At 42.0% G+C, this 26051-nt stretch carries 25 protein-coding genes; 11 read left to right on the top strand and 14 right to left on the bottom strand.

The annotated features are described in order from the left end of the window. Positions 1-54: 54 nt before the first annotated feature. Positions 55-1194, top strand: a complete 1140-nt coding sequence (thrC, locus tag E0D95_RS09040) for a threonine synthase (RefSeq protein ID WP_130803548.1) — start codon at positions 55-57, stop codon at positions 1192-1194. Positions 1195-1306: 112 nt separating this feature from the next. Here the strand turns inward: thrC and pbpG are convergent, their stop codons facing one another. Beyond that, positions 1307-2374, bottom strand: coding sequence for a D-alanyl-D-alanine endopeptidase PBP7/8 (gene pbpG / locus E0D95_RS09045; protein ID WP_130803549.1), 1068 nt, complete (start codon positions 2372-2374; stop codon positions 1307-1309). Between the two features lie 213 nt (positions 2375-2587). On the opposite strand from pbpG, the gene gacA reads away from it, so the two are divergent. The 3 genes from gacA to E0D95_RS09060 all read left to right on the top strand — a co-directional run bounded on the left by gacA (position 2588) and on the right by E0D95_RS09060 (position 6282). Then, the gene (gene gacA, locus E0D95_RS09050) at positions 2588-3223 is read left to right on the top strand and encodes a response regulator transcription factor GacA (RefSeq protein WP_130803550.1); all 636 of its coding nucleotides are present in this window, start codon (positions 2588-2590) and stop codon (positions 3221-3223) included. Between the two features lie 23 nt (positions 3224-3246). Continuing rightward, positions 3247-4815, top strand: coding sequence for a sensor histidine kinase (locus tag E0D95_RS09055; protein WP_130803551.1), 1569 nt, complete (start codon positions 3247-3249; stop codon positions 4813-4815). Positions 4816-4893: 78 nt separating this feature from the next. Next, complete coding sequence (locus E0D95_RS09060; RefSeq protein WP_250645237.1) at positions 4894-6282, top strand: sigma-54-dependent transcriptional regulator; 1389 nt, start codon at positions 4894-4896, stop codon at positions 6280-6282. A 13-nt stretch (positions 6283-6295) separates the two neighbouring features. Here the strand turns inward: E0D95_RS09060 and E0D95_RS09065 are convergent, their stop codons facing one another. The 4 genes from E0D95_RS09065 to lptF form a co-directional block, all read right to left on the bottom strand. Further along, on the bottom strand, positions 6296-7474 hold the full coding sequence (locus E0D95_RS09065) for a S41 family peptidase (protein WP_130803553.1): 1179 nt from the start codon (positions 7472-7474) through the stop codon (positions 6296-6298). 28 nt (positions 7475-7502) lie between these two features. Beyond that, positions 7503-9053, bottom strand: coding sequence for a 2,3-bisphosphoglycerate-independent phosphoglycerate mutase (gpmI, locus tag E0D95_RS09070; RefSeq protein ID WP_130803554.1), 1551 nt, complete (start codon positions 9051-9053; stop codon positions 7503-7505). A gap of 131 nt (positions 9054-9184) precedes the next feature. Continuing rightward, positions 9185-10255, bottom strand: a complete 1071-nt coding sequence (gene lptG / locus E0D95_RS09075) for an LPS export ABC transporter permease LptG (protein WP_130803555.1) — start codon at positions 10253-10255, stop codon at positions 9185-9187. After that, positions 10255-11358, bottom strand: coding sequence for an LPS export ABC transporter permease LptF (lptF, locus tag E0D95_RS09080; protein ID WP_130803556.1), 1104 nt, complete (start codon positions 11356-11358; stop codon positions 10255-10257). Before lptF ends, lptG begins: the two co-directional genes overlap by 1 nt. Before the next feature lie 160 nt (positions 11359-11518). On the opposite strand from lptF, the gene E0D95_RS09085 reads away from it, so the two are divergent. The 3 genes from E0D95_RS09085 to blhA are packed head-to-tail and all read left to right on the top strand — an operon-like array spanning position 11519 to position 14002. Further along, positions 11519-12967, top strand: a complete 1449-nt coding sequence (locus tag E0D95_RS09085) for a leucyl aminopeptidase (protein WP_130803557.1) — start codon at positions 11519-11521, stop codon at positions 12965-12967. Then, positions 12960-13367, top strand: coding sequence for a DNA polymerase III subunit chi (locus tag E0D95_RS09090; RefSeq protein ID WP_130803558.1), 408 nt, complete (start codon positions 12960-12962; stop codon positions 13365-13367). The genes E0D95_RS09085 and E0D95_RS09090 overlap by 8 nt, the downstream gene beginning before the upstream one ends. A gap of 29 nt (positions 13368-13396) precedes the next feature. Further along, entirely contained in the window at positions 13397-14002 is a 606-nt protein-coding gene (gene blhA, locus E0D95_RS09095; RefSeq protein WP_130803559.1) for a cell division protein BlhA, read from the top strand. Between the two features lie 75 nt (positions 14003-14077). Here blhA and E0D95_RS09100 read toward each other — a convergent pair whose 3' ends face one another. The 6 genes from E0D95_RS09100 to glnK form a co-directional block, all read right to left on the bottom strand. Then, positions 14078-14737: a riboflavin synthase gene (locus E0D95_RS09100; RefSeq protein WP_130803560.1), complete on the bottom strand. Its 660-nt coding sequence runs from the start codon at positions 14735-14737 to the stop codon at positions 14078-14080. Between the two features lie 39 nt (positions 14738-14776). After that, entirely contained in the window at positions 14777-16069 is a 1293-nt protein-coding gene (locus tag E0D95_RS09105) for a DNA adenine methylase (RefSeq protein WP_130803561.1), read from the bottom strand. After that, positions 16066-17160, bottom strand: a complete 1095-nt coding sequence (gene ribD / locus E0D95_RS09110) for a bifunctional diaminohydroxyphosphoribosylaminopyrimidine deaminase/5-amino-6-(5-phosphoribosylamino)uracil reductase RibD (protein ID WP_130803562.1) — start codon at positions 17158-17160, stop codon at positions 16066-16068. Before ribD ends, E0D95_RS09105 begins: the two co-directional genes overlap by 4 nt. 3 nt (positions 17161-17163) lie before the next feature. After that, entirely contained in the window at positions 17164-17628 is a 465-nt protein-coding gene (nrdR, locus tag E0D95_RS09115) for a transcriptional regulator NrdR (protein WP_130803563.1), read from the bottom strand. 130 nt (positions 17629-17758) lie between these two features. Continuing rightward, the gene (locus E0D95_RS09120; RefSeq protein WP_130803564.1) at positions 17759-19159 is read right to left on the bottom strand and encodes an ammonium transporter; all 1401 of its coding nucleotides are present in this window, start codon (positions 19157-19159) and stop codon (positions 17759-17761) included. A 62-nt stretch (positions 19160-19221) separates the two neighbouring features. Next, a complete protein-coding gene (gene glnK / locus E0D95_RS09125; protein WP_004656379.1) occupies positions 19222-19560 on the bottom strand; it encodes a P-II family nitrogen regulator in 339 nt (112 codons plus the stop codon). A 275-nt stretch (positions 19561-19835) separates the two neighbouring features. Between glnK and E0D95_RS09130 the strand changes: the two genes are divergently transcribed. Together E0D95_RS09130 and E0D95_RS09135 are read left to right on the top strand one after the other, a co-directional pair. Beyond that, a complete protein-coding gene (locus E0D95_RS09130; protein ID WP_130803565.1) occupies positions 19836-20063 on the top strand; it encodes an accessory factor UbiK family protein in 228 nt (75 codons plus the stop codon). 67 nt (positions 20064-20130) lie between these two features. Next, the gene (locus E0D95_RS09135; protein ID WP_130803566.1) at positions 20131-21615 is read left to right on the top strand and encodes a YifB family Mg chelatase-like AAA ATPase; all 1485 of its coding nucleotides are present in this window, start codon (positions 20131-20133) and stop codon (positions 21613-21615) included. Between the two features lie 45 nt (positions 21616-21660). Here E0D95_RS09135 and E0D95_RS09140 read toward each other — a convergent pair whose 3' ends face one another. Beyond that, positions 21661-22434 (bottom strand): TorF family putative porin, encoded by a 774-nt coding sequence (locus E0D95_RS09140; RefSeq protein ID WP_130803567.1) that lies wholly within the window; start codon positions 22432-22434, stop codon positions 21661-21663. A 658-nt stretch (positions 22435-23092) separates the two neighbouring features. On the opposite strand from E0D95_RS09140, the gene E0D95_RS09145 reads away from it, so the two are divergent. Further along, entirely contained in the window at positions 23093-24388 is a 1296-nt protein-coding gene (locus tag E0D95_RS09145) for an OprD family outer membrane porin (protein WP_130803568.1), read from the top strand. 82 nt (positions 24389-24470) lie between these two features. On the opposite strand, the gene ppa is transcribed toward E0D95_RS09145, so the two are convergent. Beyond that, positions 24471-24998, bottom strand: coding sequence for an inorganic diphosphatase (gene ppa / locus E0D95_RS09150; protein ID WP_130803569.1), 528 nt, complete (start codon positions 24996-24998; stop codon positions 24471-24473). A 154-nt stretch (positions 24999-25152) separates the two neighbouring features. After that, a complete protein-coding gene (locus E0D95_RS09155) occupies positions 25153-25551 on the bottom strand; it encodes an MAPEG family protein (protein ID WP_130803570.1) in 399 nt (132 codons plus the stop codon). Positions 25552-25664: 113 nt separating this feature from the next. Between E0D95_RS09155 and E0D95_RS09160 the strand changes: the two genes are divergently transcribed. Then, complete coding sequence (locus E0D95_RS09160) at positions 25665-26051, top strand: hypothetical protein (protein ID WP_130803571.1); 387 nt, start codon at positions 25665-25667, stop codon at positions 26049-26051.

Consider the following 26051-nt stretch of genomic DNA (forward strand, 5'->3'; position numbering starts at 1 on the left):
GGAGAGGGTTGCTCCCCTCTCGCCAGCTCTACCTCACACTTGGAACATCATTTCATGTCTAATGCCAATCGTTATACCGGTCTTGTTGATCGTTATCGTGACCGTTTGCCAGTTTCAGCAACGACGCGTGCTATTTCTTTAGGAGAAGGAAATACTCCACTGATTAAACTTGAGAATATTCCACGTCTGATTGGCAAAGATGTTGAAATCTATGTGAAATATGAAGGTTTAAACCCAACTGGTTCATTTAAAGACCGTGGTATGACCATGGCAGTGACCAAGGCGGTTGAAGAAGGCTCTAAAGCGATTATCTGTGCGTCTACAGGGAATACTTCTGCGGCAGCAGCGGCGTATGCCGCGCGTGCCGGTATTAAAGCCTTTGTCTTAATTCCAGAAGGCAAAATTGCAATGGGTAAAATGGCACAAGCCATGATGTATGGTGCAATCACCATGCAAATCCGTGGTAACTTTGACGATGGTATGCGTCTGGTTAAAGAAGTCGCAGATCAAGCTCCTGTGACGATTGTCAACTCGATTAACCCATATCGTTTACAAGGTCAAAAGACCATTGCGTACGAAATCGTAGAAGCATTGGGTCGTGCGCCAGATTATCACTGCTTGCCAGTGGGAAATGCAGGAAACATCACTGCACACTGGATGGGTTATACCGAAGCGGTTGCCAATCAGCCTGCGGATCAATTTGAACAAGTCATCTATGATGCTGCAACCGATCAATTCACAGGCCCTAAACCAGAAGATTTACCAACCATGGTGGGATATCAGGCCTCTGGTGCTGCGCCATTCTTACGTGGTGCGCCAGTTGAACAACCTGAAACCGTTGCAACAGCGATTCGTATTGGGAACCCACAAAGCTGGAACCATGCCAAAGCAGTGGTACGTGATTCTAAAGGCTGGTTTGATGAATTAGCTGATGCTGAAATTTTAGAAGCACAGCGCTTACTGTCGATGTATGAAGGCGTGTTTGTAGAACCTGCTTCTGCGGCATCGATTGGCGGTGCAATTCGTGACATTAAAGCGGGTAAAATTGCCGAAGGTTCTGTGATTGTTTGTACAGTGACAGGCAATGGCTTAAAAGATCCAGATACAGCCATCAAACAATGTGCAGATGCTGTGATGCTCTCGATTGATGCCACTATGACTCAAGTGAAAGATTCTATTTTGTCTAATATGTAAATTTAGATCTGAGCTAAAAAAACCAGTTGCTTGCAACTGGTTTTTTATAGAAACATGATTTGAAACTGTGGTCATCAATCGAATGCGATATATGACCATTGTTCAACATATTTTAAATGCGTTTAGGCTGCTGAGATAACCACGTTAATAAGTTGGTCGCATCATTGGTACGTGCCTGCGAACTTGAAGCCCCCAATAACACCACCACTGCTGGACGTGAGTTCACAGTGGTGTGCATCACTACACAACGCCCTGCTTCATTGATATATCCGGTTTTAGACAAATTAATATTCCAGCCACCGTTACGAACCAAGGCATTGGTATTATTTGATTTTAGGACACGGTAGCCCAAATTAAAGTCATAGCTTGGTGTCGTTGAAAACTGACGAATCAAACCATACTGCGATGCAGCACTGGCTAAAATTCCAAGATCACGTGCAGATGAAACATTGTGTGGATCAAGTCCTGTAGATTCAACATAACGTGTGGACGTCATGCCTAATTGACGTGCTTTGGCATTCATCGCAGCGATAAAAGCACTACGACCTCCGGGATAGGTTCGTGCCAATGCCGCCGCCGCAGGATTTTCAGACTTCATTAATGCAAATAACAATGCTTCAGCACGGTTCATGGTATCGCCCGCACGTAATGTCGAGCTGGAGTTTTTGCCCCCTGCCCCGGCAAAATCAATTTGCTGCAAAGTAATTTCTTCTGACATGTCCAAACGCGCGTCTGATGTCACCACAGCTGTCATCAATTTAGTCAAAGACGCGATTGGGAACGCAGTGTTGGTATTTTTGCTATACAGTACCTCACCCGTCTGCGCATCCATCACCAACGCCGCACGTGCGTTCACAGAAGGCTGTGAACCAAAGCCAGAAGTATCACGAATGACGACTTTTGGCGTGGCCGATATCGACGCATTTAAAGTAGACGAGGGTGTAGTCGTCACGGTACTACGTACTGTGGTTGTGACACTGGTTGATCCTTGCGGACTGATCTCAGCTGTCTGTCGATCTGCATTTAATAGCTGACTGGCTTCATCTGCTGACCAATTTAACGATGCAGAATTACTGCCCGCAGGAGGATTCACCACGATCTCTGCAAAGCTAGCCGAGCTGAATGCCACAAGAACAGACATGCTCAAAACATGCATGAACGATTTTTTAGAATTTTTCACGATCAATTACTCAACTCAGGGTATACACAAATTTGCTTCTTAGCTACATTATGCCTTACATTTGTGCTAACGGCATATAGATAATGTCCACAGCATTGTGTACAACGATTCTCTCAAATTTATGTGAATAGAATTGCTAATTTTGTCATTACAATGCAAGTAAATTTTGCTTTATGTAACAAAAAAACATCTTTTTTATCCAAGGAGGTCAGGGTGATCACAGTTTTAGTGGTTGATGATCATGAATTAGTGCGTACAGGGATCTGTCGTATGCTTGAAGATCAAACTGATGTCGAGGTTATTGGACAAGCAGAATCTGGCGAAGAAGCCATTGCGATTGTACGTCAACAACATCCGCAAGTGGTGCTATTAGATGTGAATATGCCGGGTATTGGTGGCGTTGAAACCACACGGCGTTTATTACAAAGTGCACCTGAAACCAAAGTTATCGCTGTCAGTGGACTGGCTGAAGAGCCTTATCCGTCGTTATTACTGAAAGCTGGAGCAAAGGGTTATATTACCAAAGGTGCACCGATTACCGAGATGGTTCGTGCCATCAATAAAGTCATGCAAGGCGGTAAGTATTTCAGTGCCGATATTGCAGAACAATTGGCCAGTTCATATTTATCCGATACCCAGCAATCACCGTTTGATGCATTGTCAGAACGTGAAATGCAAGTTGCCATGATGGTGGTGAATTGTATTAGCGCACAAGAAATCGCCGATAAGCTGTTTGTCAGTGTCAAAACCGTCAACACTTATCGCTATCGTATCTTTGAGAAGCTGGATATTGATAGTGATGTCAAACTTACGCATCTGGCGATTCGTTACGGTCTGATCAAGCCTTAAAACTTTCAACTGAGAACCCGACAATGCCGGCGCATCATTCCAAGCCATTGTCCTATACAATTTATCGTTTAGGTCTTTGGTACACGCTTTATCGTCTGGTCATTGTCACGGGTTTACTGATTATTTTTCAGCTGGTTTATGAAAAATTATCGGTTGATTTTAGCCAGCCTCATTTATATTTTTATACGCTGATTGGCTATTGTACGGTGTGTAGCCTGCAATTTATTGTTTTTAAATTTTTTCCAAAGTTTATTCATCAGCAACTGATTGGTCTATTTGTGGTCGATTTGATCGCACTCAGTCTTCTCACCTTTTCACTCGGGACGTCTAATTTAAATCTAAGTTTGCTGTACCTGATTGCGGTATTTTCAGCATCGATTTTACTGAATCGAAAAACCTCATTGATGATTACCCTGATTGCAGTCATTGCCGTGGTTTATCAGCAATTTGTTGGCAGCCTTTTTGATTACAATGATTTAAACAATATTGGTAACAGCGCTTTACTGGCTTTTTTATTTTTTGTGATGTACGGCATCGGACGGATTGCGGTACAACGCTTTAGACTATTAGAAAATATTACCTTTCGCCAATCTGTGGCACTTACTCAACTTCAAAATATCAATCGTTATATTTTAGAACAAATGGAAGATGGCTATCTGGTGCTCGATCAAGACTACCATGTGGTGCTCAGTAATCCTGCTGCGCGTATGCTGCTGGGCATTCCCACTTTATTTGCTCAGGAACAACTTCCTCTAGCCAAAGTACAACCTGATCTTTTTGAATTATTACGTTTTGACCCACTGGATGATGGTGAGCAATTTACGTTTGAGTCACAATTGTCAGCATACCATATGCACATTAAAGTGCAGCATCTGACCATTGCACAGCAAGCATTGATTCTACTCCGCTTACAAGATGTACAGCAATTGAATCAACAAGTACAAAAGCTAAAACTGGCGGCATTGGGACAATTATCTGCCAGTATTGCCCATGAAATCCGAAATCCTTTGGCCGCAATTGTACAGGCGAATGAATTATATCTGGGCAGTCATGCTGAACAGCAATTGTTGTTACAAAACATGATTCGTAAACAATCCCAGCGCATTAATGACATTATTGAAGATACTTTACGTATGGCACGTAATGACAGCACACACCCCATACGGATTGAACTGAATAGCTTTCTGCCACATTTAATCACAGAAGATTTAGCCGATATACAACATCTGATTCAATTGCAATTATCTGAAAATATCTCGATTCAGTTTGATCCGAAACAGTTGAATCAGGTCTTGATTAATCTGATTCGTAACGCGGTGCGTCACAATTCAGCAAGTGCTGAACCTGTGCTGATTAAAGTACAACTGACTCACCCCAAAGTATGGATTGACGTGATCGATTACGGCAATGGTGTAGAAAAACGTGATATTTCGCAACTATTCAAACCATTTTTTAGTACCGAAATCAAGGGAACTGGTTTAGGATTATATTTGTCCCATAGTCTCTGTGAAGCCAACCATGCCAAACTCAGTTATGTGGAACAAGAAAAAGGAGCATGCTTTAGAATTGAATGCTCAATAAAGGATAAATGAACAAATTTTCATGGGGTTACGGTGAATAAACAACCGCTGGTATTATTGGTTGACGATGAAGAAGATCTATGCGCATTAATGCAAATGACATTGGCGCGTATGGGCATTGCCACACATTGTGCTTATCGTATTGAACAGGCTAAACAGTTACTGCAAAAAAATACCTATGATGCCTGTTTGACCGATCTTAATTTACCTGATGGTCACGGTCTAGATTTGGTACAGTATGTGTCGCAGCATTTTAATGCTTTACCCATCGCTGTATTAACGGCTTATGGCAATATGGATATCGCAATCGCAGCACTCAAAGCGGGTGCTTTTGATTTTGTCAGTAAGCCTGTTAATCAATTGCATTTAGAGCAACTTCTGCAAAAAGCACTAAACAAGCCGATTAAGCCTGACCATGATGACGAAGAGCGTTTAGAAAATAAATTACTGATTGGTCGCTCTGAACCCATTCAACATTTACGTACCACACTTAAAAAAATTGCCCGCTCACAGGCACCTGTGTTTATTACAGGAGAGTCTGGTACAGGGAAGGAAGTGGTCGCAACGCTGGTTCATCGTTTAAGTAATCGTTGTGAAGGTCCTTTTATTGCCATCAACTGTGGTGCCATTCCAAGTGAACTTTTGGAAAGTGAACTGTTTGGGCATAAGAAAGGTAGTTTTAGTGGTGCCACACAAGATAAACAGGGGCTCATTTTATCTGCACATGGCGGCAGCTTATTTTTGGATGAAATTGCTGAATTACCGCTCAATATGCAAGTCAAACTGTTACGTGCCGTTCAGGAAAAGAAAGTCCGGCCAGTCGGCTCTGAACATGAAATTGATGTCGATTTTCGTGTGATTAGTGCCAGTCATCAGGATTTAGAAGGCTTAGTCAAACAAGGTAAATTTCGTCAGGATTTATTTTTCCGTATCCACGTCATGGATCTTGAGCTGCCGCCCCTGCGTGAACGCGGTCAAGATATTCTATTACTGGCCAAACATTTTATTCAAAAAGTGTGTGAAGAATGGGAAATTCCAGTCAAAGTATTGTCAGAACGTGCGCAAGCCTTCTTGTTGGAACAGTATTTTCCGGGCAATGTGCGTGAATTACGCAACATGATGGAACGTGCCATTACCTTAAGTGATGATCAATCTATCGATTTGCCTCATCTACAAACAGCACCATTTCGCTATACCCAACAGACCCACATCACAGAACCCACTTCCCCAGCGTCTTCTTCTCATTATGTTTCTAAACTTGAACAGTTAGAGCCCATTACAAGCCCTAGCCCGACCAAATTACCGCGAGAAGGTTTAGAGCAATATCTGGAGAAAGTGGAAAAAGAAATTTTGTTAAATGCGCTGAATATTACGCACTGGAATCGTACCTTAGCCGCGAAAAAACTAGGCATGACTTTTCGATCGTTACGCTATCGTCTGAAAAAGTTTGGACTGGATACCGAAGAAATTGAAAGTTGATCTAATTGAGCCCTTATTTTTGTTTGAGTAACATCTCAGCGACATTATCCAGATAAGTTTCATCGCGCATTTCATTGGGTAAAGGATACAGCATATCAGGCTGAATGCCTTTACCTTCAATCATGGAACCATTCGGGGTGTAATAGTGAGACACGGTCATCTGTAGAGCCGCGCCATCTGGCAATGGAAACAGCTTTTGAACCACGCCCTTACCATAACTTTTTTCACCGACCACCCAAGCACGTTGATGTTCTTTCATCGCTGCGGTAAATACTTCAGCAGCCGACGCAGAGCGATGGTTAATTAACACCCCCAATTTTACTTTTTGAAATTCACTGCTAGGCAGTGCCTGAAATTGTTGATTACCTTCGGAACGGCTTTTGGTTGAAACAATAATGCCCTGATTTAAAAATAAATCAGCCGTTTCAACCGCAGCTGACAGTAGACCTCCCGGATTATTACGCAAATCAAGGAAAACTGCTTTTAAACGTGTAACATCATATTCTTCTAAAAATCGCTTAATTTCATTTGCTGTATCTTGTTGAAAAACTTTTACTTTTAAAACCAGAACCTGATTATGCAGTAAAACGGGTTGAATATCAGCTTCTATTTTTTTGTTACGAACCAATGTCTGTGCAGTGGTCATTAATGACGTTTGTAATTGTAGGGTTGAACCAATCGCCCCATACAGCAAGCCATGCACTTGATCATGATTCAGGCTTTGAATATTTTGCTCATCAATTTTTACAACACTTTGACCATTTCTTAAGCCTAATTTGTAGGAATCCGATCCATCCTTTAAATCACGAATTTGCCATTGCCGAGTATGTGTATCGAAACCCAAGGCAAAATCAACCGATGCTAAATCACCTTCGGTATATTGAAGTAGTTGTTTGTAATCTTCGGGAGATAAGTAACGCGAATAGCGATCCAAACCACTGACCAAACCTTTGATGGCTTGCTGAAACAGCACGTCATCGGGTTTAACATCGACATAATTATCTTTGACAATGCCATAAATCTGTACAAATTGCTGAATCGCATCGACGGGCACTTCAACATAATGTTGATCGGTGTCTTCATCAAAATCGAGTGCTGTCCCCTTTTCAATAGGTGCAGCCACAGTAGAAAAACCACTGCAACACATCAAAATGCCTGCAAAGATTGCACTGAATTTTATGTGTTGCGTCATTCAATCACCGTTTAATTAGAAGACCTTTTTAAGAAGAACTCAAGGTTAATAAATTACGTCCCTGCATTTCAGCAGGTACTGGAATCTGCATTAAATGCAATAAAGTCGGGGCAACATCAGCCAAAATACCACCTTGAGCAATCTCTGCTTGAGTCGGCCCGACATAGATAAATGGTACGGCTTCAGTGGTATGTTGAGTATGTACTTGACCACTTTCGTAATCCTGCATCTGTTCTACATTACCATGATCAGCTGTAATCAGCATATGCCCTTTATTTGCAATGACAGCATCATAAACACGACCTAAACAAGTATCTACGGCTTCAACTGCTTTTACCGCAGCATCAAATACCCCGGTATGTCCAACCATATCACCATTAGCATAATTCACCACCAATAAGTCATATTCACCTGAGTTAATGGCATTCACTAATTCATCGGTGACTTCATAGGCACTCATTTCTGGTTTTAAATCATAGGTGGCCACATCTGGAGATGGAATCAGGATACGTTTTTCCCCCGGATATTCATCTTCACGTCCACCACTAAAGAAGAAAGTCACGTGTGCATACTTTTCAGTTTCGGCAATACGTAACTGCGTCTTGCCCAAATCAGACAAATATTGCCCAATCGAGTTATTCAATGCTTCTGGCATATATGCCACAGGCGCATCAATGGTGGCTTGATAACGTGTCAGCATGACAAATTTAGATAAACTTGGCACAACTTTACGCTCAAACCCGGTAAAGTTCTGTTCAACAAAGGCACGGGTCAATTCACGCGCACGGTCTGCACGGAAGTTCATAAAGACCACACTGTCGCCATCTTGTATGTTAGCAGACTCACCAATTCGGGTTGCCTTGACGAACTCGTCACTTTCACCTGCGGCATAGGCTTGTTCAAGCCCCTCTCGAGCACTATTCACGACACGAACGGCTTCACCTTCAGTGAGCAAACGATAGGCTTGTTCGACACGATCCCAACGATTATCACGATCCATAGCAAAATAACGACCAATCATGCTCGCAATACGCCCCTGATTTGGATATTGGGCAAAGACTTGATCCAGCTTTTCTAAAGATGGTTGAGCACTTTTTGGCGGCGTATCACGACCATCTAAAAAAGCATGTAAATAGACTTGCGCACCACGTTTGAGTGCCAATTCACACATGGCAATAATATGATCCTGATGCGAATGCACACCACCTTCGGACAACAGCCCCATAATATGAACTGCGCCACCAGCCGCTTTGGCTTTTTCAACGGCATCGATCAAAACTTCATGTTCAAAAAAATCACCATCACGGATTTCTTTGGTAATGCGCGTGAAATCCTGATACAACACACGACCTGCACCCAGATTCATGTGCCCAACTTCAGAATTTCCCATTTGACCATCTGGCAAACCAACATCTTCACCAGAGCCAGAGATTAGACCATGCGGATGCTTTTGTTTCATCATGGTTAAATTCGGGGTTTTTGCTGCTAAGAAAGCATTGTCTTTGACCGCTTCACGATGACCCACTCCATCCATAATCACAAGAACGTGAGGGATTTTGCCAGCAGTTGCATCCGTCATGATTAATACTCTTTTTTGTCTACAATTTCGTCGCACTATCTTACCGAATTTTGCGTCAAGACTCTATGCGTAGATGATTACTTTTCGCATTTGGCGAACATGAATATTCGCTATTCAACTACGTTTCAACCTTAACGCGCCCGATACAGCAAATAACTGCCAGCCGCGAACATCATTAAAATAGGAATAAAAATAAACCACGCAGGGGATGGCGAATATACCAGACTGGCATAGCCTAAAAAGTCCTGTAAATAGAAAATACTCAAACCGACAAATAAGGCAATGACCAAACGAAAGCCCATTGATTGCTGACGCAACGGTCCAAAAATAAAAGAACAAGCAATTAGGGTCAGTGCAATCAATGAAAACGGCGAACCTACTTTTTTCCAGAATGCGAGCTGATAAGTTTTAGGAATCTGGCTATATTCATGCATATATTTCATGAAATTCACCAACTCACTCGGTGCCAACTCTTCAGGGTCTAAAGTCACCATATGCACAAACTTTGGCTGTAAAGCTAAAGATAAATCTTGGGTGGGCACATTTTTAAAGCTTGCATCACCATTCGCTAAAATATTCAATTGCTGATTATTTTTTAAAATCCATTCCCCATCTCGAACAAACTGTCCTTGTTGGGCTTTTACCACCGAATTTAAACGATAGTCATCATCAAAAGAAGCCACCTGAATACCGTTCAGATTGCCTTTGGAATTGGCATAATCAATATAATAAAAATGATTACCTTCTTTGGTCCAATAGCCACGAACTTCGCCTAATGCTGCGACACTACTTTGGTTTTTAATGCCTTTGGCTTGTTCAGTGGTATAAGGAATGACCCATTCACTAATACAGAAGGACAAAATCACCAACAAAAATGCAGGACGCATTACCCAACCAACAATTCGCCATAAACTCACACCCGAGCCACGCATGACAATCAATTCACTGTTGGAGGCCATTGAGCCCAGACCCAACACCGCGCCAATCAAAGCAGCAATCGGAATCAGCTTGATAATATTATGCGGTGAATCCCACATCACGTATACAAAGGCGTCCCATGCGCCATAACCGTCTTTGAGTGACCCCAATTCACCAATATAGGAAAATAAAATAAACAGAAACACCAATACCAGCAGGGTTCCCAACATCATCAAGGTGGTCGTCTTGGTCACATATCTGGCTAATATCTTCTGGACTAACATTATGATGATCTCACTTGTCTAATCTTACGCTTGATTTTTGGAGCAAGACTTTGTTTACGCGCAAAGAGTAATGCCGCAACAAAATAGGTGATTAAGATGGCTGGATAGACCCAAATGCCAAATTCTCCGCGACTAATTCGGGTTTGCGCAGCAATCATTAATACAATCATACTGGCGAAAATCATCAGCGCGGGAAAGAGCTTGAGATAACGTCCTTGACGTGGAGTCACTTCAGATAACGCCACTGCCAGCGCCAAAGCCACAAACATACAAAACGGCGCAAAAATTCGCCAACCCAATTGGCTGGCAATCACAGGATCATCACGATTTTCCCAAAGTTTGGACATTTGCAAAGCCGAAACATCAGTGGTGTCATAATTGGCTTCTTTGTTATTTTCGATACGAAAACGCCAAGTTTGAAACTCCGCCTGTGCATATTTAGCCGTATTAGGATAAATTTCATAACGTCGACCCTGAGTCAGATCAACCACACTTGCGCTCTGATCCGCCATTTCCACCCGAGTCGCTTCCTTCGCCACCACCAACTGATCAGGCTTACCGGCTTTATCCGATTTAATATAGACAAAAATATCTTTTAGATTTTTACGATCTTCCGATAACGATCCAGCATAAATGGTATAAGGTCCCGACGAAATAAATTCTTTGGGGCGGACCAAATCAAAACCAGTACGTAAGGCCTGTGTGGAAGACAATTGATTAAACTGACGTAAGCCCCATGGAGAAATCCACATCATCAGCGTCATTTCAACCACTACAAACACGATGGTCATAGGTAGTAATAAGCGCGCCAGTTTATGCTTACTCACCCCACTGCTGTTGAGTACCGCCATTTCATGTTCGACATATAAACGACCAAACACCAGCATCAAACCAATGAAGAAACTCAGAGGTAATAACAAAATCAAAAATTCGGGAAGTCGATAGCCAATAATGCTAAACAAAACGCTGACATCCAGACGCCCTTGTGCTGCGACACCGAAATATTTGATCAGTCTTGCACCCAGTACAATCAGGGTCAAAATACTGACCACCACCAGACTGGTTGACACCACTTGTTTGACGAGATAACGCCGAATAATCAAAGTAAATTCTTCCAAAAAAGGGCAAACGTAATGAACGATAGTTTACCCGAATGTCAAAAATATAAAACCTATCCTACACTTGCCGATTGAAACTGATATCAGGAAAGTGTTTCAATGGTCTTCATCAATAAACATATTTAAATAGGCATTCAGACCGCATATGAAATTTACCCTTAATTCCGCATTGCCACAAAATCTATCTCCAGAATACTTGTGTATTCTATTCGCCAATACACATCTTGAAAGCATTGCAAACACATATCAAATCAAGACATTAGCGTCAATTTTCAAACAAGCCCATTATAAAGCTGGATTGAATGAGAGCCTACCTCTTATCGGAAATTTAGCCCATATTAGTCATTTAAGTCTACTCGGTTTAGGAGAGATTACTGAACTTAAGGCCACCAAAATGGCGAAACTGGCGCAGACCATTATTAAAACCACACAAACCAAATTTAAACAAATTCATATCGATATTTCAGCGTTGCCAGCAGAATTGCATTATCTTTTTGCATTAAGCTTATCTCAGGCTGCCTATGCTTTTGACGAATTTAAATCTAAAAAGAATGACTTCGTTTTAGACAGCATTCACTTGATTACGCCTCAGCATAGCCTGACTGAAACTCAACTCAAGCTGATTGAAGCCTTGCAATCAGGACAAAATCTGGCACGTGATCTGGGAAATCGTCCGGGCAATGTGTGTTTTCCTGAATATCTTGCTGACCAAGCCAAAGCTCTTGCCGCTGAATTTCCTGACTTGCTGAAAGTGACGGTCTTAGATGAACAGCAAATGGCAGACTTAGGCATGAACGCCTTTTTAGCCGTGAGCAAAGGTTCAGCACGTCCGGGGCGAATTGTCACCTTGGAGTATCAAGCGCAACTGGATCAAGCACCTGTCGTGCTGGTCGGTAAAGGTGTGACTTTTGACACAGGCGGTATTTCAATTAAACCTGCGCAAACCATGGACGAAATGAAATTCGATATGTGTGGTGCGGCTTCGGTATTGGGTACCATTCGTACTTTGTGCGAAGCACGATTACCTATCCATATGGTGGGAGCGATTGCTGCGGCAGAGAATATGCCTTCTGCTCAAGCCACACGTCCGGGTGATATTGTCACCACCATGAGCGGTCAAACTGTAGAAATTTTAAATACCGATGCTGAAGGTCGTTTGGTGCTTTGCGATACCCTGACCTATATTCAACGCTTTAACCCTGCTTTGGTGATTGATATTGCCACCTTAACTGGTGCTTGCGTGGTCGCACTTGGTAAAGTCTTGAGTGGTCTATTCTCACCTGATGATGAATTGGCAACTGAGCTGTTACAAGCTGGTGAGCAGTCTTTAGACCGAGTGTGGCGTATGCCCGTCAGTGATGACTATCAAGAACTTTTAGACTCACCATTTGCCGATATCGCCAACATTGGTGGTCCTTATGGCGGTGCGATTACCGCAGCCTGCTTCCTGCAACGCTTCACCCGCGATTATCGTTGGGCACATTTAGATGTGGCTGGAACTGCATGGTTATCAGGTACGAATAAAGGTGCAACAGGTCGACCTGTGCCTTTGTTGGTTCAATTTTTAGCAAATCGTGCAGCGCGTAATGGCTAATATTAGCTTTTATTTATTTGAAGCCAGTCAGGAACGGCAAGTCGAGAGTGCTTGCCGTCTGTCACGAAAGCTGTTGAAAAAGCAGCCTAAAATCTGGTGGTATTGTCCAGATATAGCACAGCAGCGTGAACTGGATGATGCTTTATGGTGTTTTGATCCACAAAGTTTCATTGCCCATGGCATCGACCAATTCAATGCACCTGTTTGTATTTCGGCACAATTGCCGCATCAATCTGACTGGTTTGTGTTTAATTTTAACAATCAGGCACTTGAACAAACTCAGCAGTTTAGTCACATTATTGAGATTGTTGAAAATAATGAAGCAGCCAAACAACTTGGGCGAGAAAAGTTTAAATTTTATCGCCGCTTAGGGATTGAACCCCGTACCTTTAAACTGTAAAGATCAATGAATATCTAAGGAGATGGCGAGTGGCACTCAATGTCGGTCAGGATTTTAAAAAACGCTGGTTAACTGCACCTGAAGCTGTGCGTCAAACTTATCAGGATGATCTTGCCCGTATTTGTGATTTGCTGTTGCCACAAACGGCAATTGAAACATGGACGACGCAGGATCAGAACGCCCAACAAGCTTCTTTTGAGAAAATTGATCAAGCCTATGCTGATTTAAAAGCAGAGCTGATAGAGCAGGCACGTATTCGTAAACAACTTGCTTTAGAGCAGTCTCTGGCAGAAAAACGTCAGCAACAAGCGCAGTACGCTGCTTCGCTACAGGCAGATGAAGTACAACAATTTCAACAACAAACACATGAGTTAATCGCGTTACAAAGTTCGATTCAGCAAGAAATTGAAAGTCATACAGCGCGTTATCATCAAAATCCTGAGCAAGGTGGGATAGAGCATTCGCACTCCCCTCAAGTGTCCGATGAACATATTCAATCTGACTTAGAAAGTTTACGTTTAAGACTGGAGCTCGAAGCAGATGGTCTGATTGAGCAGGCTATCACTGTTTTTAGAGCCAAGCTCTATACCGCCGCACAAGAAGAAATAGAATATATTTTGAAAAATTCAAATTGACGCGATAGTGCCTTCTCATCTCGTAGAGCTAAAAATACCTAGTTCAAAGACTGGGTATTTTTTTATGCAGCTTATTTATTTTAAAAAGCCATTTTCAGCTAGAAACGCCATGCTGATATCTGAAGATTGACCTTGATCTGCGGCTTTATCCCCAAGTAATAACCGTTCGATATAACGTGCCAACACATCCACTTCCAGATTCACTTTTGAGCCAGTTTTCCATGTAGAAATATTGGTACGTTCAGCCGTGTGAGGAATAAGATTCAGGCTTAAAATGTTGCCGCGCAAATGGTTAATGGTCAGACTGATGCCATCGACCGTGATGGATCCTTTTTCTGCCAGATATTTAGAAATTTCAGCAGGAGCAGTCACTTCATAGTAAATTGAGCGCGCATCTTCACGTACCAAGGTAATTTCACCTACCGCATCGACATGACCACTCACAATATGTCCGCCAAAACGTGTGGTCGGCAGCATTGCCTTTTCAACATTCACTGGCTGTCCGACTCGCCATTGTCCCAGTGTCGTACGGTTCAGGCTTTCACGGGATACATCGGCAGCATACCAGTTACTCCCCCATTCAATCACTGTTAAGCAGATTCCGTTGGTGGCAATCGAATCTCCTAAATGCACATCAGACATATCCAGATCGGTCTGGATGCGTAAACGCACATCACCACCGACATTTTGCAGGCTTTCTACTTTACCCAAACTTTCAATAATGCCTGTAAACATATACTGCTCCAAATTTTTATATGAGGTACTGCCGATGAACTACCACAACGCAAGCTGAGTACTTGGTCCAGAGGTATCTACGCCACCCAATTCTGCAAAGTGATACAGTTGACCCAAAAGCTGCCGTAATGGCGGTCCAGATTTGGCATGCGTATCTGTAATGACAATAAACTCAAGCACTCTTGCCCGTTCAGACTGACGCTGCTTGCTGACACGATATCGTGGTACATCCTGTGTTAATAGGGTCACTTTGCCGCGTTTCAAATTGGCAGTAAGTAAATCTTTTGGATCAATATTACCGTCAGTGGAATAACTGGTCAGAATGTAACGGGCATTAATCGTTGCCAATAATTTTTCATAAGCATCTTTGGCATGCCTGGAAGAATTGTACTGACTTGGTCGTTCTTTACGCCAAGCACGGTCAATTCCACTTTTATAACCTTTGGTATCTGGCGGTGGTAAGTCGACCTGATCCCATAGCGTGAGTGCATTTAACACATGATAATTACTGCTATACGCATGTTGATTATATGGAGGATCCAGATAAGCCACATCCACCTCAAAACCACTCATTTGATTGGCAAGATGTTGTGCATCAACACACCACATTTCAGCCGCAGGTCGTTTGCTATCGCCAATTTCACAAAAGCGACTAGGCGTCAGCCAGAGTAAAGATTCAATACGTTCCAGTGCGGTCTGGGTTTTGCCGCCCCAACCCTGATGGAAACTTTTAAATACTCCACTGGTGTTGCTGACAAAGCTGGCGGAATACAGTAAGGGGGCCAGTAAGGCACTCATCTCAACATCATTAATTGCGCCCTGCGCTTGCCATGTGGCAATTTGCTGACGAATCGCATCAATGCGCATGCCATTACGGCGTTTAAAGAACAACCGATCACGACTTGGATCATAAACATCATCATTGCGCGGGCACAGATTATGCGTCACCCAGCCTTTGACTTCTGGCAACCGATTCAAATCATCAATGGCTTTTTGATAACCACCTAATTCTTTAAATGCAGGCGCATCCACACAGGCCAAAACAGCATGATTCAAAGCATGGCTATAAGGTTCCCAATCATTGGCAATCACCCGATAACCATTTTGGCGGGCCAAACGTGACACCACACCACTGCCTGCAAAAAAATCGGCAAAAATCGGCGGATTTTTCTTCTTACTGTTGAGTGTGCCTGTAATTTCCAGTGCTTCTAAAATCAGATGCAATAAGCGTCGTTTGTTGCCCAAATACGGCACAAGCTGATGAAACAAATATTCATCTGTAGTACGCGCCGCATGACGACGCTTGTGATAAACCGAAGCCTCTGAATTCATAGTGTCTCTTGAATCGGGATAAGTCTTAAGCGAATGTCCTGACCAATTTGAGTCACATCAAACAGCTTAAATCGAAGTTGCTCCGACATTTTCTGAAAATCTGCTGCGAACATACTCCGTGCAGATTGCCCTAAAAAAGTTGGCGCGATATAGCTCACGATTTCATCCACCAGTTTTTCCTGCAAAAATGCAGTGGATAAGGTCGCACCTGCCTCAATCATCACATCATATAAATGATGCTCTTTGGCAAGGGTTGCCAGTAAATCTGGCAAGGGTTGAATGGATAATTGTAGCACACCCAAATCCGAAAGTTCCTGACGAAACGGCCCCATGACCATGACAGTTTCTGGCGAGTTCAAGATGGCCGCACTCAAGGGTAAACGCCCCTGACGGTCCAATATAATTCGTTTGGGTTGAACAATCTGTTCAATATCATCCAGATCTGGCAAAAAGCGGACATTGAGTTGACAGTCATCGGCCAGTACCGTCTCGATTCCTGTTACAACGGCTGCTGAACGCGCACGCCAATATTGCACATCCAATCGGGCATCGACGCCTGTAATCCATTTTGATTCGCCTGAGGCCATAGCAGTACGACCATCCAAGCTCGACGCCATCTTGAGTCGAACGTAGGGCAAACCACCCGCCATCACTTTCAAAAATCCGCGATTAAGTTCGATCGCATCCTGCTCCAGTACACCCACCTGCGTGGTAATCCCCGCATTATTTAAAATCTTTTGTCCTTTCCCTGCAACGAGCGGATTTGGATCAAGCGTTGCAATCACCACGCGCGCCACTTTAGCAGCAACCAAAGCCTCAGCACAGGGTGGGGTTCGTCCATAATGGGCACAAGGTTCCAGGGTCACATAGGCAGTCGCCCCTTCTGCTCGCTCACCCGCTTCACGCAGTGCAAATACTTCTGCATGTGAACCGCCTACAGGTGCTGTCGCGCCACGACCAATAATTTGATCATTTTTGACAATGACACAACCCACGGCAGGATTTGGACGGGTACGAAACAATGCTGTTTTGGCTTGTGCCAAGGCTTGCGCCATCCAGTAATGATCTTGAGACGGATCTAAATGGGTCATAGCTTAATGTTCTTGTTCACGCTGCTGCATTTGTTCAATTTGACGTCGGAAAGCTTCGACATCCTGAAAATCTTGATAGACCGAAGCAAAACGTACATAGGCCACATGATCGAGTGCGAATAAGGCTTGCATAACAATTTCACCGATCATCCGTGATTTCACGTCACGTTCACCCAAACGTCTGATTTGAAGTTGAATATCACTGAGCACACTTTCAATTTGTTCCTGCGTCACTGGACGTTTTTGTAAAGCATGCATCAACGAACGGCGCAGTTTGGCTTCATCAAACGGTTCATTTTTACCATTTGATTTAATCACACGTGGCATGACCACTTCATAACTTTCAAAAGTAGTAAACCGTTCACCACAATTTAGACATTCACGACGACGACGGATTTGACAGCCTTCAGCAGCAAGACGCGAATCGATGACTTTACTGTCTGCGGCGTTGCAGAATGGACAATGCATAGCAGCTCAAAATGAATTCATACCGAGCTAGTGTAGCAAATAATGCTCGAAGACTGAATTAAATCGCGATACATCATCCTCACCATTAAAAAAGCAGCCTCTGGGGCTGCTTTTCTTATTATGATTTTAATTATTCGATACGTTCACCATGCTGACTTAAATCAAGACCCATACGTTCATCATCTTGTGAAACACGGATTCCGATAATCAAATCAATGACTTTAAGGATAATAAAGGTCATAACACCACTATATACGATGGTAGCAAGTACACCTTCAAGTTGTACCCACAATTGACCTGCAAATGTTGGTGCAAGGGCAACATTGGCTGCTTTAATAATTTCATCGCTGTAGAATACGCCAGTTAAAATCGCACCGACAATACCACCCACAGCATGTAGACCGAATGCATCCAGCGCATCATCCGCTTTCAACATACGTTTCAATGCAGTAATCCCCCAGAAGCAAACCACACCACCGATAAGCCCCATAATAAGAGCACCGCCTACGCCAACAAAACCAGCAGCAGGTGTAATGACCACTAGACCCGCAACCGCACCAGACGCACCGCCAAGTACAGAAGCTTTACCACGAACCACACGCTCAACAATTAACCAAGAGAATGCAGCAGCAGCAGCAGCAACTTGAGTGACTAAAATAGCCATACTCGCACGTGCACCAGCACCTAGAGCACTACCACCGTTAAAACCAAACCAACCCACCCAGATCAAGCTTGCGCCAATTACAGTCAGTGTCAAGTTGTGCGGCGCCATTGATTCTTTACCCAAACCAATACGTTTACCCAACATATAAGCAGCCACTAAACCTGCAACACCCGAGTTAATATGAACGACTGTACCACCAGCAAAGTCAAGTGCACCTGCCTTGAATAACCAGCCATCCGCTGCCCATACCCAGTGAGTAATTGGGGTATACACCACGAGAACCCAAACCGCAATAAACAACATGAATGCTGAGTATTTCATACGATCTGCGATTGAACCGCTAATAATGGCAACGGTGATAATCGCGAAAGTCATTTGGAAAATAACAAAAAGGGTTTCTGGAATCGTACCACTCAAGGCATCGAATGCCACACCATTTAACATGGCTTTAGACAAATCGCCAAAGTAAGCCCCAGTACCTGAGAACGCCAGTGAATAACCTGCAATCACCCAGATCAAGCTCACAAGAATTGCAGCTGAAAGACTGAACATCATGGTGCTTAACACATTTTTCTTACGAACCATACCGCCGTAAAATAATGCCAAGCCCGGAATGGTCATAAGTAAAACCAGCGCGGTTGAAACCAGAATCCAAGCGGTATCGCCTGTATCAAGTGTTGGTGTTGCAGCAGCCTCAGCAGGTGCTGGTTCAGTGGCAACAACAGCCGTAGTCTCTGGAGCTTCTGTTGTCACAACAGTGGTTGTTTGTTCTGTTGGTACAGGTGTCGATGCAGCTTCCTCAGCCCACGCAGCCGACCCGCCCAAAAGCGCACCGGTTAAACCGAGTGCTAAAAGCATTTTTTTCATTTGTATCCCCCAACCTAAAATTTTGTGAGTTATGCCGTATTCAGCAAACTTTGTGCCAACACTTAAACAGCGTCTGGACCAGTTTCGCCAGTACGAATACGGATCACTTGTTCCAGATTTGTCACAAAGATTTTTCCGTCACCAATTTTACCTGTACTCGCAACGCGAGTAATGGACTCAATTACCGCGTCAACCATTTCGTCGCTGATCGCAATTTCAATTTTAACTTTTGGAAGAAAATCAACGACATATTCAGCACCACGATACAGTTCAGTATGTCCCTTTTGACGACCAAAACCTTTCACTTCAGTGACAGTAATCCCCTGAACACCAATTTCAGAAAGTGCCTCACGCACATCGTCTAATTTGAATGGTTTTACAATAGCAGTTACGAGCTTCATGTTTGTTTTCCTTCGGCTTATTTCACCAGTAAGGTTTTATGTTCAATTTTCATGCCAATATTTCTTAAGTTGGGGGAAAAGAAATGTTAAAGCTGATTTTGTCTTTATAACCTATTTACTGCGCAAGATGTAGCATCCCTCTTAAAATTAAACATTTTTCTGCGGTGTTTAACGCCATCATCCATAAAAATATGTTGATTATTCACACAGTACTAGGGGCAAATCCAGAGCAATGATAAACTGCCTGAGAATAATATGATTTATATGGACAACTCATGATTGAAACTTTATTACAAGCCATTCTGGAACAAATCGATCAACCCAAAAAAGACATTGAACACAACCTAAGAGCTTTATTGAATGAGGCTGTAGAGAAACTGGATCTAGTGTCCAAGCAGGAAATTGAACGTCAACATTTGGCATTACAACAAGCCCATCAACGTATGACTCAATTACAGCAACAGATGCAAATATTGGAAAGTAAAATTCAGAACAAAAATTAAGCACCAATTTAGCGCAACAATAATTGAGAACGATGAATAATAAAGCACCAAAATGGAACAGTACCACATGTCTTTTGCAAAAATTTTAACCCGAGGGGTGTTAGGGCTTCATGCTCCACTCATTGAAGTGGAAGTTCATTTAAGTCAGGGATTACCCTCTCTGACGATTGTAGGTTTGGCTGAAGCAGCAGTGCGAGAAAGTAAGGATCGGGTGCGTTCAGCCATCATTAATAGTGGCTTTCAGTTTCCTACTAAACGTTTAACGATTAATCTGGCTCCAGCAGATTTACCCAAAGATGGTTCACGTCTGGATTTGGCTATTGCACTGGGAATTTTAATTGCTTCAGGTCAACTGCCAGAAGGCTGTACAGATGGATTTGAATTTATCGGTGAATTGGCACTAGATGGACATTTACGTCAGGTGAGCAGTGCTTTAACTATTGCTATGGCTTGTCAACAAGATGAACATCAGTTGTTTATTCCCCAGGATAATCTTCAACAAGTTGAACAGCTTGCTGCATTTCCCTTATATGCCGCAACGCATCTCAAACAAGTCTGTGAACATTTTTTAGGAAATCAACTGATTGCGCAACATGTGACTCAACCCTCTGATTTAAATCAACGTTATAAATATGATTTGGCAGATGTAAAAGGTCAATTACGCCCTCGTCGTGCATTGGAAATTGCAGCCGCTGGCGGACATTCTTTATTATTTAAAGGCCCACCTGGTACAGGTAAAACTTTATTGGCCTCACGTTTGCCTAGTATTTTACCGCCGCTGTCTAATCAGGAAAATCTGGAAGTCGCCAGTATCTATTCGATTGCCAATAATCAGCATCACTTTGGTCTACGTCCCTTCAGGGCACCACATCATACTGCTTCAGCGATTGCTTTGGTCGGGGGAGGTTCGCACCCCAAACCAGGTGAAATCACCTTAGCACATTTGGGGGTGTTATTTTTGGATGAGTTGCCTGAGTTTGACCGAAAAGTGTTAGAGGTTTTAAGACAACCGCTTGAATCTAAAGAAATCGTGATTTCTCGTGCTTCTCGGCAAATTACCTTTCCTGCCAATTTTCAACTGATTGCCGCCATGAATCCATGTCCATGTGGTTATGCATTTAATCAGGATAATCGTTGTCAATGTTCAGCCGAATCAATTCAGCGTTATCAAAATCGAATCTCAGGTCCATTATTGGATCGTATTGACTTGCATATTGATGTGCCTCCTTTACAAGTCAATGAGTTACAAAGCACTTCACCAGTCGAAAATTCGGCAACCGTACGAGCGCGTGTGATTCAAGCTTATCAAGCTCAAATTAATCGTCAAGATAAGGCCAATTTTGCGCTGTCTCCACAGGAACTAGAACAACATGCTATTTTGGACCATGCTGCGCAAAAAATGATGGAGCTGGCTCAACAGCGAATGAATTTATCTGCTCGAGCGTATCATCGTGTGTTACGTGTGGCGCGAACCATTGCAGATTTATCTCAAAGTATTGATATACAAACCATACATTTATCTGAAGCATTGTCGTATCGTCAAACGATTTAAAACAAAAAAGCCGCTTTAAAAGCGGCTTTTTGGAACAAATAAAACTTAGAAAGTTTTGGTCAACGTAAACACTGCACCAGTTTCAAGACCACGCTCTGTTGCGCCACTCAAACCGTCTGTATCCACATTAGTACCCACTGCCGCAAGCTCAGCAGTTAAACCTGGAATAGATTTGACCGCATAGTTTACGCCCACTTTCCAATCAAAGTAGTTGTCGTCGCCATCAGGAAGAACTGATTTATCCATAGTGGTATAACCTACGCTACCTACTGCACCAAAACCTGTATCTGCAATTGGAGCTGAATAACCTAAAGTAAAGTTCCAGCTACTACCACCGATTGCTGCCCAGTCATCGGTATAGTTGACATTGGTTAATAGGCTACCACCTGGCACCAACACATCTGCAAATGTTAGTTTTGCGTAGAATTCTGTCCAGTTAAAATCATCTGTTGCACTTGGATAGTTATATTCAACTACACCTACATCAAGAACTGGCTTTAAAGTAGAAATATTAAGTGGTGTAGTAAAACCAATAGAAGGATCAAGCTCTAGGTGCGGATCATCATAACCAAAATTTACATTTGAAGCGAAGACTCCGACATAAACACCTGATTTATGAGACAATAAAAAACTACCTTGTACTGCTGGATCTGACTGAGTTTGAGTCATACCACGGAAACGATAATCTGAAGTTAGAGCTGCGCTTCCAGAAAAGCTTAATCCCATATCTGATAATGCGGTGCTTTCAGCAGCCATTGCAGCAGTTGAACCTACAGCCATAACACTCAAAGCCAATACTTTACATGCAAATTTTTTCATTCTGATCTCCCCCATAATCGGATCACTCCGACGGATATGTGTTTTAAATTGCATCGCTATAGGTTTAGCAAATGCTATGCCAACTTTTTACCTCCTATCTTTTTTATAAATATGTGCTCGATCTTAAAATAAATTAAATATCCTTATTTTTTTAAAAAATGATTAAATTCATATAGATATAAATTATTCTAAAGATATAAAAATCCTTAATTTGAGTGATGTAATATATGAAATAGCAACTAAAAAGTTCGATTCAACTCAACTCGACAATGCTGTTTTTTTACAGTGTATTGTCATCACTGCATACACATACCCTATAAACATGCCTAAAAAGATAGGTAGAACGGTCTAATTACATGGCATTAGCTTCTGGCATGTAACAAAAAATATTGTTTGGCTCTATTTTGGGTCTTTTAAGAGAGGCGTTTAATTTTCATGCATAATTTAAGTGCATAAATTTTTATTTAAATTTTGCTAAAAAATAAGCGAAGTATTGATAAAAAAATTAACCAAATAGCATCTATTTCTTAAACAGATATATACATTAGTAAAATAATTTAATGAAAAAGATATCTTTTCTACAGATTATCTATACAATTTTCTCATTTTCTGAGCCCTGCTCAGAATCCCTTTTTAGAGTTATTTTTTGAGGTATTCGATGATAAAAGCACAAAAGCTTAGTTTAGTCGTTTTGATTCATGCTGCCCTTATTTCCTCAGCATATGCAAGTGAACAAAGTGAAGCAAAAGGTTTTGTTGAGGGTGCTAGCGCATCCGTACTGCTGCGTAACGGTTTTATTCAACGTGACAAAAAAAATGGCATTGATGATACTAATTCATGGCTCCAGTCGGTCATGTTAAATGCTGAATCAGGCTTTACTCAAGGTCCAATCGGTTTTGCAGCAGGTGTTGTCGGTGATTTTTCTTTTAAATTAGGCGATAACTATCATGCGGGTAACAGCATGATTGTACTAAAAAATGATGGTCAAAAAGATGCGAATGGTCGTGTAGACCCACATGATCAGTGGACTCGTGGCGGCGGTTATGTTAAAGCACGTGTTTCAAATACCACCGCAACTTATGGTACTCAAATATTGGATTTACCTGTACTTGCCAGTATGACCACACGTAACGTGCCTGAGTATTTTGAAGGTACTTTAATCACGAGTCATGAAATTAAAAATCTGGAAGTAGTGGCAGGTAAATTTACTAAGAACCAATTACCTGAGCATATTTCATCTGATCAAAACCATTTAGATCGTGCATATGTCTGGGGTGCAAAATACCAATTTAACGATCAATTAAAAGCGTCTTATTACGGTGCTGACCTGAAAGACAAACTTGAACGTCATTATGCCAATGTCAATTATAAGCAGTTGTTAAATAACAAAGACTCTTTAACTTATGACGTGAGTGGCTACCATACTAAGTTTGAACCAGGTACAACGTATTCTGCGACTGGTCCTGCGGATGAAGACAAGAAAAATAATATCTGGGCGGTGTCTGCAACCTATAATACAGGTGCTCATACTGCGATGCTGGCTTACCAACAAAACACAGGTAATGTAGGTTATGACTATGGTCAGAATGCTGATGGTGGTCAAAGTATTTATCTACCAAACTCATACTTATCTGACTTTATTGGTAACCATGAAAAATCGGTACAACTTCAATACACCTATGACTTTGCTGATTTAGCAATTCCGGGTCTTTCATGGACAACCGCGTATGTGTACGGTTGGGATATTCGTGTTAATAACTTGACTGATGATGCAAAAGAACGTGAGTTCTTCAATCAGGTGTCTTATAAAGTTCAAACAGGTCCAGCGAAAGACTTGAATATTCGTGTACGTAATTCAATTTATCGTGCTAGCGATGAATACCAAACCAATGCCTATATTGGTGATACCAACGAATGGCGTATTTTTGTTGATTTCCCGATTAAATTTTTCTAATCGATTACAATCAACTGAATATAAAAAAACCCTACATTCAAAAATGTAGGGTTTTTTGTTTTATTACCTGTTGTAATAAAACTTATTTTTTAGCAGCTTCAATCGCTTTTAAAACTTCAGCTTTGGCTACATCAGCATTTTCCCAACCACTGATTTTGACCCATTTGCCTGGCTCTAAATCTTTATAATGTGCAAAGAAATGTTCAACCTGACTAATCAGCAATTGTGGAAGGTCGGTATATTCTTTAACGTCTTTATAAAGTGGAGACAATTTTTCATGCGGAACAGCGATCAATTTCGCATCGATTCCACCATCATCTTCCATATTCAATTTACCCACAGGACGGCAACGAATCACTGAGCCTGCTGCAACTGGGTAAGGTGTTACAACCAATACATCTAAAGGATCACCATCTTCTGACAAGGTATTTGGTACATAACCATAGTTCGCTGGATAGAACATCGCTGTACCCATAAAGCGATCTACAAATAATGCATCTGAATCTTTATCAATTTCGTATTTGATTGGCGCAGCATTTGCTGGAATTTCAATGATAACGTAAATATCATTTGGTGCATCTTTGCCCGCAGGGATATTGTTGTAGCTCATAGCAACACTCTTTTTAACGGTTAAATCTGATTTAAATCGCGACAATTATAACGGTTTTCTTGGACAAACTGAGGGGATTATACAATTTGGCTAAGGATTTTTTCATCCTGCCCCTCTATCCCAGCCCGCGTTTTAAAAGACAGCGTAATCGCAATTAAAGTAAACGGACAATCAGAATCAGTAAGGCAATTGGGCAAAGCATCGACAATAACCAGATAATTGAACGTAACGTCGCCCAATTTACCAGATAACAAATACCGTAAAGAATACGTAAAACCAGATAAGCGATACCAAAAGTCATGATAATACTTTGTGGTAGCACCATATATTCTGCCATAAGTACTGCTGCAATAAATAACGGTAAACTTTCAAAACTATTTTGTTGCGCAGCATTGGCACGTGCAGCCAAACCTTTGGACTGTGCCAGAAATTCACGGGGATTCTGGTTATCTTTGGACTTAAATCCAGCACTAAATTTGGCGATAATGGTAAAGACATATGGCAATAAACATGCCGCTAAAATTAAATAAACAATGCCACTAATGCCTTGCATAACCCTATTCTCAAGATGTATTTATTTAAATTGTCTTATCATAGCATGGTGTTTTACAGGGAAATTCGCTTAAATAGTATGTTTTTATAAACAAGCCGATAAAGAGACTGTATATGACCTCTCCAGATCAGGATCAAATGTTCAAGATGCTGGACAAACAGCGTCAGAACCAGCTTCAGGTTGATCGTATTTTAAAAATTGTGCTACCGATTACTGCATTTTTACTCAGTGTCATCTGTGCCAATCTGAACTGGCAATCAACCCTTGGGACGTTTATCATTCTCTGGGTTGCATTTTATGCTGTCGCAATTAAACGTCTAACATTATGGTATTGGTTGCTGATTTTGACGGTTTATGCAGTGTTAGACAATTATTTAAGTTTTGCTCAGCTCAATTTCACTGCCCTTCGTTTACAATTGGGTTGTATGCTGATCTTCACTTTTGTGATTGGTATTGGACGCCCCTACATTGACCGTTGGTTCATCAAATCTTCGAAGTAA

The organism is Acinetobacter ihumii, from assembly GCF_900625095.1.
Classification (GTDB): domain Bacteria; phylum Pseudomonadota; class Gammaproteobacteria; order Pseudomonadales; family Moraxellaceae; genus Acinetobacter; species Acinetobacter ihumii.

What these genes read in the sequence shown, in the direction of transcription:
- thrC (WP_130803548.1), top strand. Translation starts at nt 55, where the DNA reads ATGTCTAATGCCAATCGTTATACCGGTCTTGTTGATCGTTATCGTGAC.
- E0D95_RS09055 (WP_130803551.1), top strand. Translation starts at nt 3,247, where the DNA reads ATGCCGGCGCATCATTCCAAGCCATTGTCCTATACAATTTATCGTTTA.
- E0D95_RS09060 (WP_250645237.1), top strand. Translation starts at nt 4,894, where the DNA reads ATGCAAATGACATTGGCGCGTATGGGCATTGCCACACATTGTGCTTAT.
- E0D95_RS09065 (WP_130803553.1), bottom strand. Translation starts at nt 7,474, where the DNA reads ATGACGCAACACATAAAATTCAGTGCAATCTTTGCAGGCATTTTGATG.
- gpmI (WP_130803554.1), bottom strand. Translation starts at nt 9,053, where the DNA reads ATGACGGATGCAACTGCTGGCAAAATCCCTCACGTTCTTGTGATTATG.
- lptG (WP_130803555.1), bottom strand. Translation starts at nt 10,255, where the DNA reads ATGTTAGTCCAGAAGATATTAGCCAGATATGTGACCAAGACGACCACC.
- E0D95_RS09085 (WP_130803557.1), top strand. Translation starts at nt 11,519, where the DNA reads ATGAAATTTACCCTTAATTCCGCATTGCCACAAAATCTATCTCCAGAA.
- E0D95_RS09090 (WP_130803558.1), top strand. Translation starts at nt 12,960, where the DNA reads ATGGCTAATATTAGCTTTTATTTATTTGAAGCCAGTCAGGAACGGCAA.
- E0D95_RS09100 (WP_130803560.1), bottom strand. Translation starts at nt 14,737, where the DNA reads ATGTTTACAGGCATTATTGAAAGTTTGGGTAAAGTAGAAAGCCTGCAA.
- E0D95_RS09105 (WP_130803561.1), bottom strand. Translation starts at nt 16,069, where the DNA reads ATGAATTCAGAGGCTTCGGTTTATCACAAGCGTCGTCATGCGGCGCGT.
- ribD (WP_130803562.1), bottom strand. Translation starts at nt 17,160, where the DNA reads ATGACCCATTTAGATCCGTCTCAAGATCATTACTGGATGGCGCAAGCC.
- nrdR (WP_130803563.1), bottom strand. Translation starts at nt 17,628, where the DNA reads ATGCATTGTCCATTCTGCAACGCCGCAGACAGTAAAGTCATCGATTCG.
- E0D95_RS09120 (WP_130803564.1), bottom strand. Translation starts at nt 19,159, where the DNA reads ATGAAAAAAATGCTTTTAGCACTCGGTTTAACCGGTGCGCTTTTGGGC.
- glnK (WP_004656379.1), bottom strand. Translation starts at nt 19,560, where the DNA reads ATGAAGCTCGTAACTGCTATTGTAAAACCATTCAAATTAGACGATGTG.
- E0D95_RS09130 (WP_130803565.1), top strand. Translation starts at nt 19,836, where the DNA reads ATGATTGAAACTTTATTACAAGCCATTCTGGAACAAATCGATCAACCC.
- E0D95_RS09135 (WP_130803566.1), top strand. Translation starts at nt 20,131, where the DNA reads ATGTCTTTTGCAAAAATTTTAACCCGAGGGGTGTTAGGGCTTCATGCT.
- E0D95_RS09140 (WP_130803567.1), bottom strand. Translation starts at nt 22,434, where the DNA reads ATGAAAAAATTTGCATGTAAAGTATTGGCTTTGAGTGTTATGGCTGTA.
- E0D95_RS09145 (WP_130803568.1), top strand. Translation starts at nt 23,093, where the DNA reads ATGATAAAAGCACAAAAGCTTAGTTTAGTCGTTTTGATTCATGCTGCC.
- ppa (WP_130803569.1), bottom strand. Translation starts at nt 24,998, where the DNA reads ATGAGCTACAACAATATCCCTGCGGGCAAAGATGCACCAAATGATATT.
- E0D95_RS09155 (WP_130803570.1), bottom strand. Translation starts at nt 25,551, where the DNA reads ATGCAAGGCATTAGTGGCATTGTTTATTTAATTTTAGCGGCATGTTTA.
- E0D95_RS09160 (WP_130803571.1), top strand. Translation starts at nt 25,665, where the DNA reads ATGACCTCTCCAGATCAGGATCAAATGTTCAAGATGCTGGACAAACAG.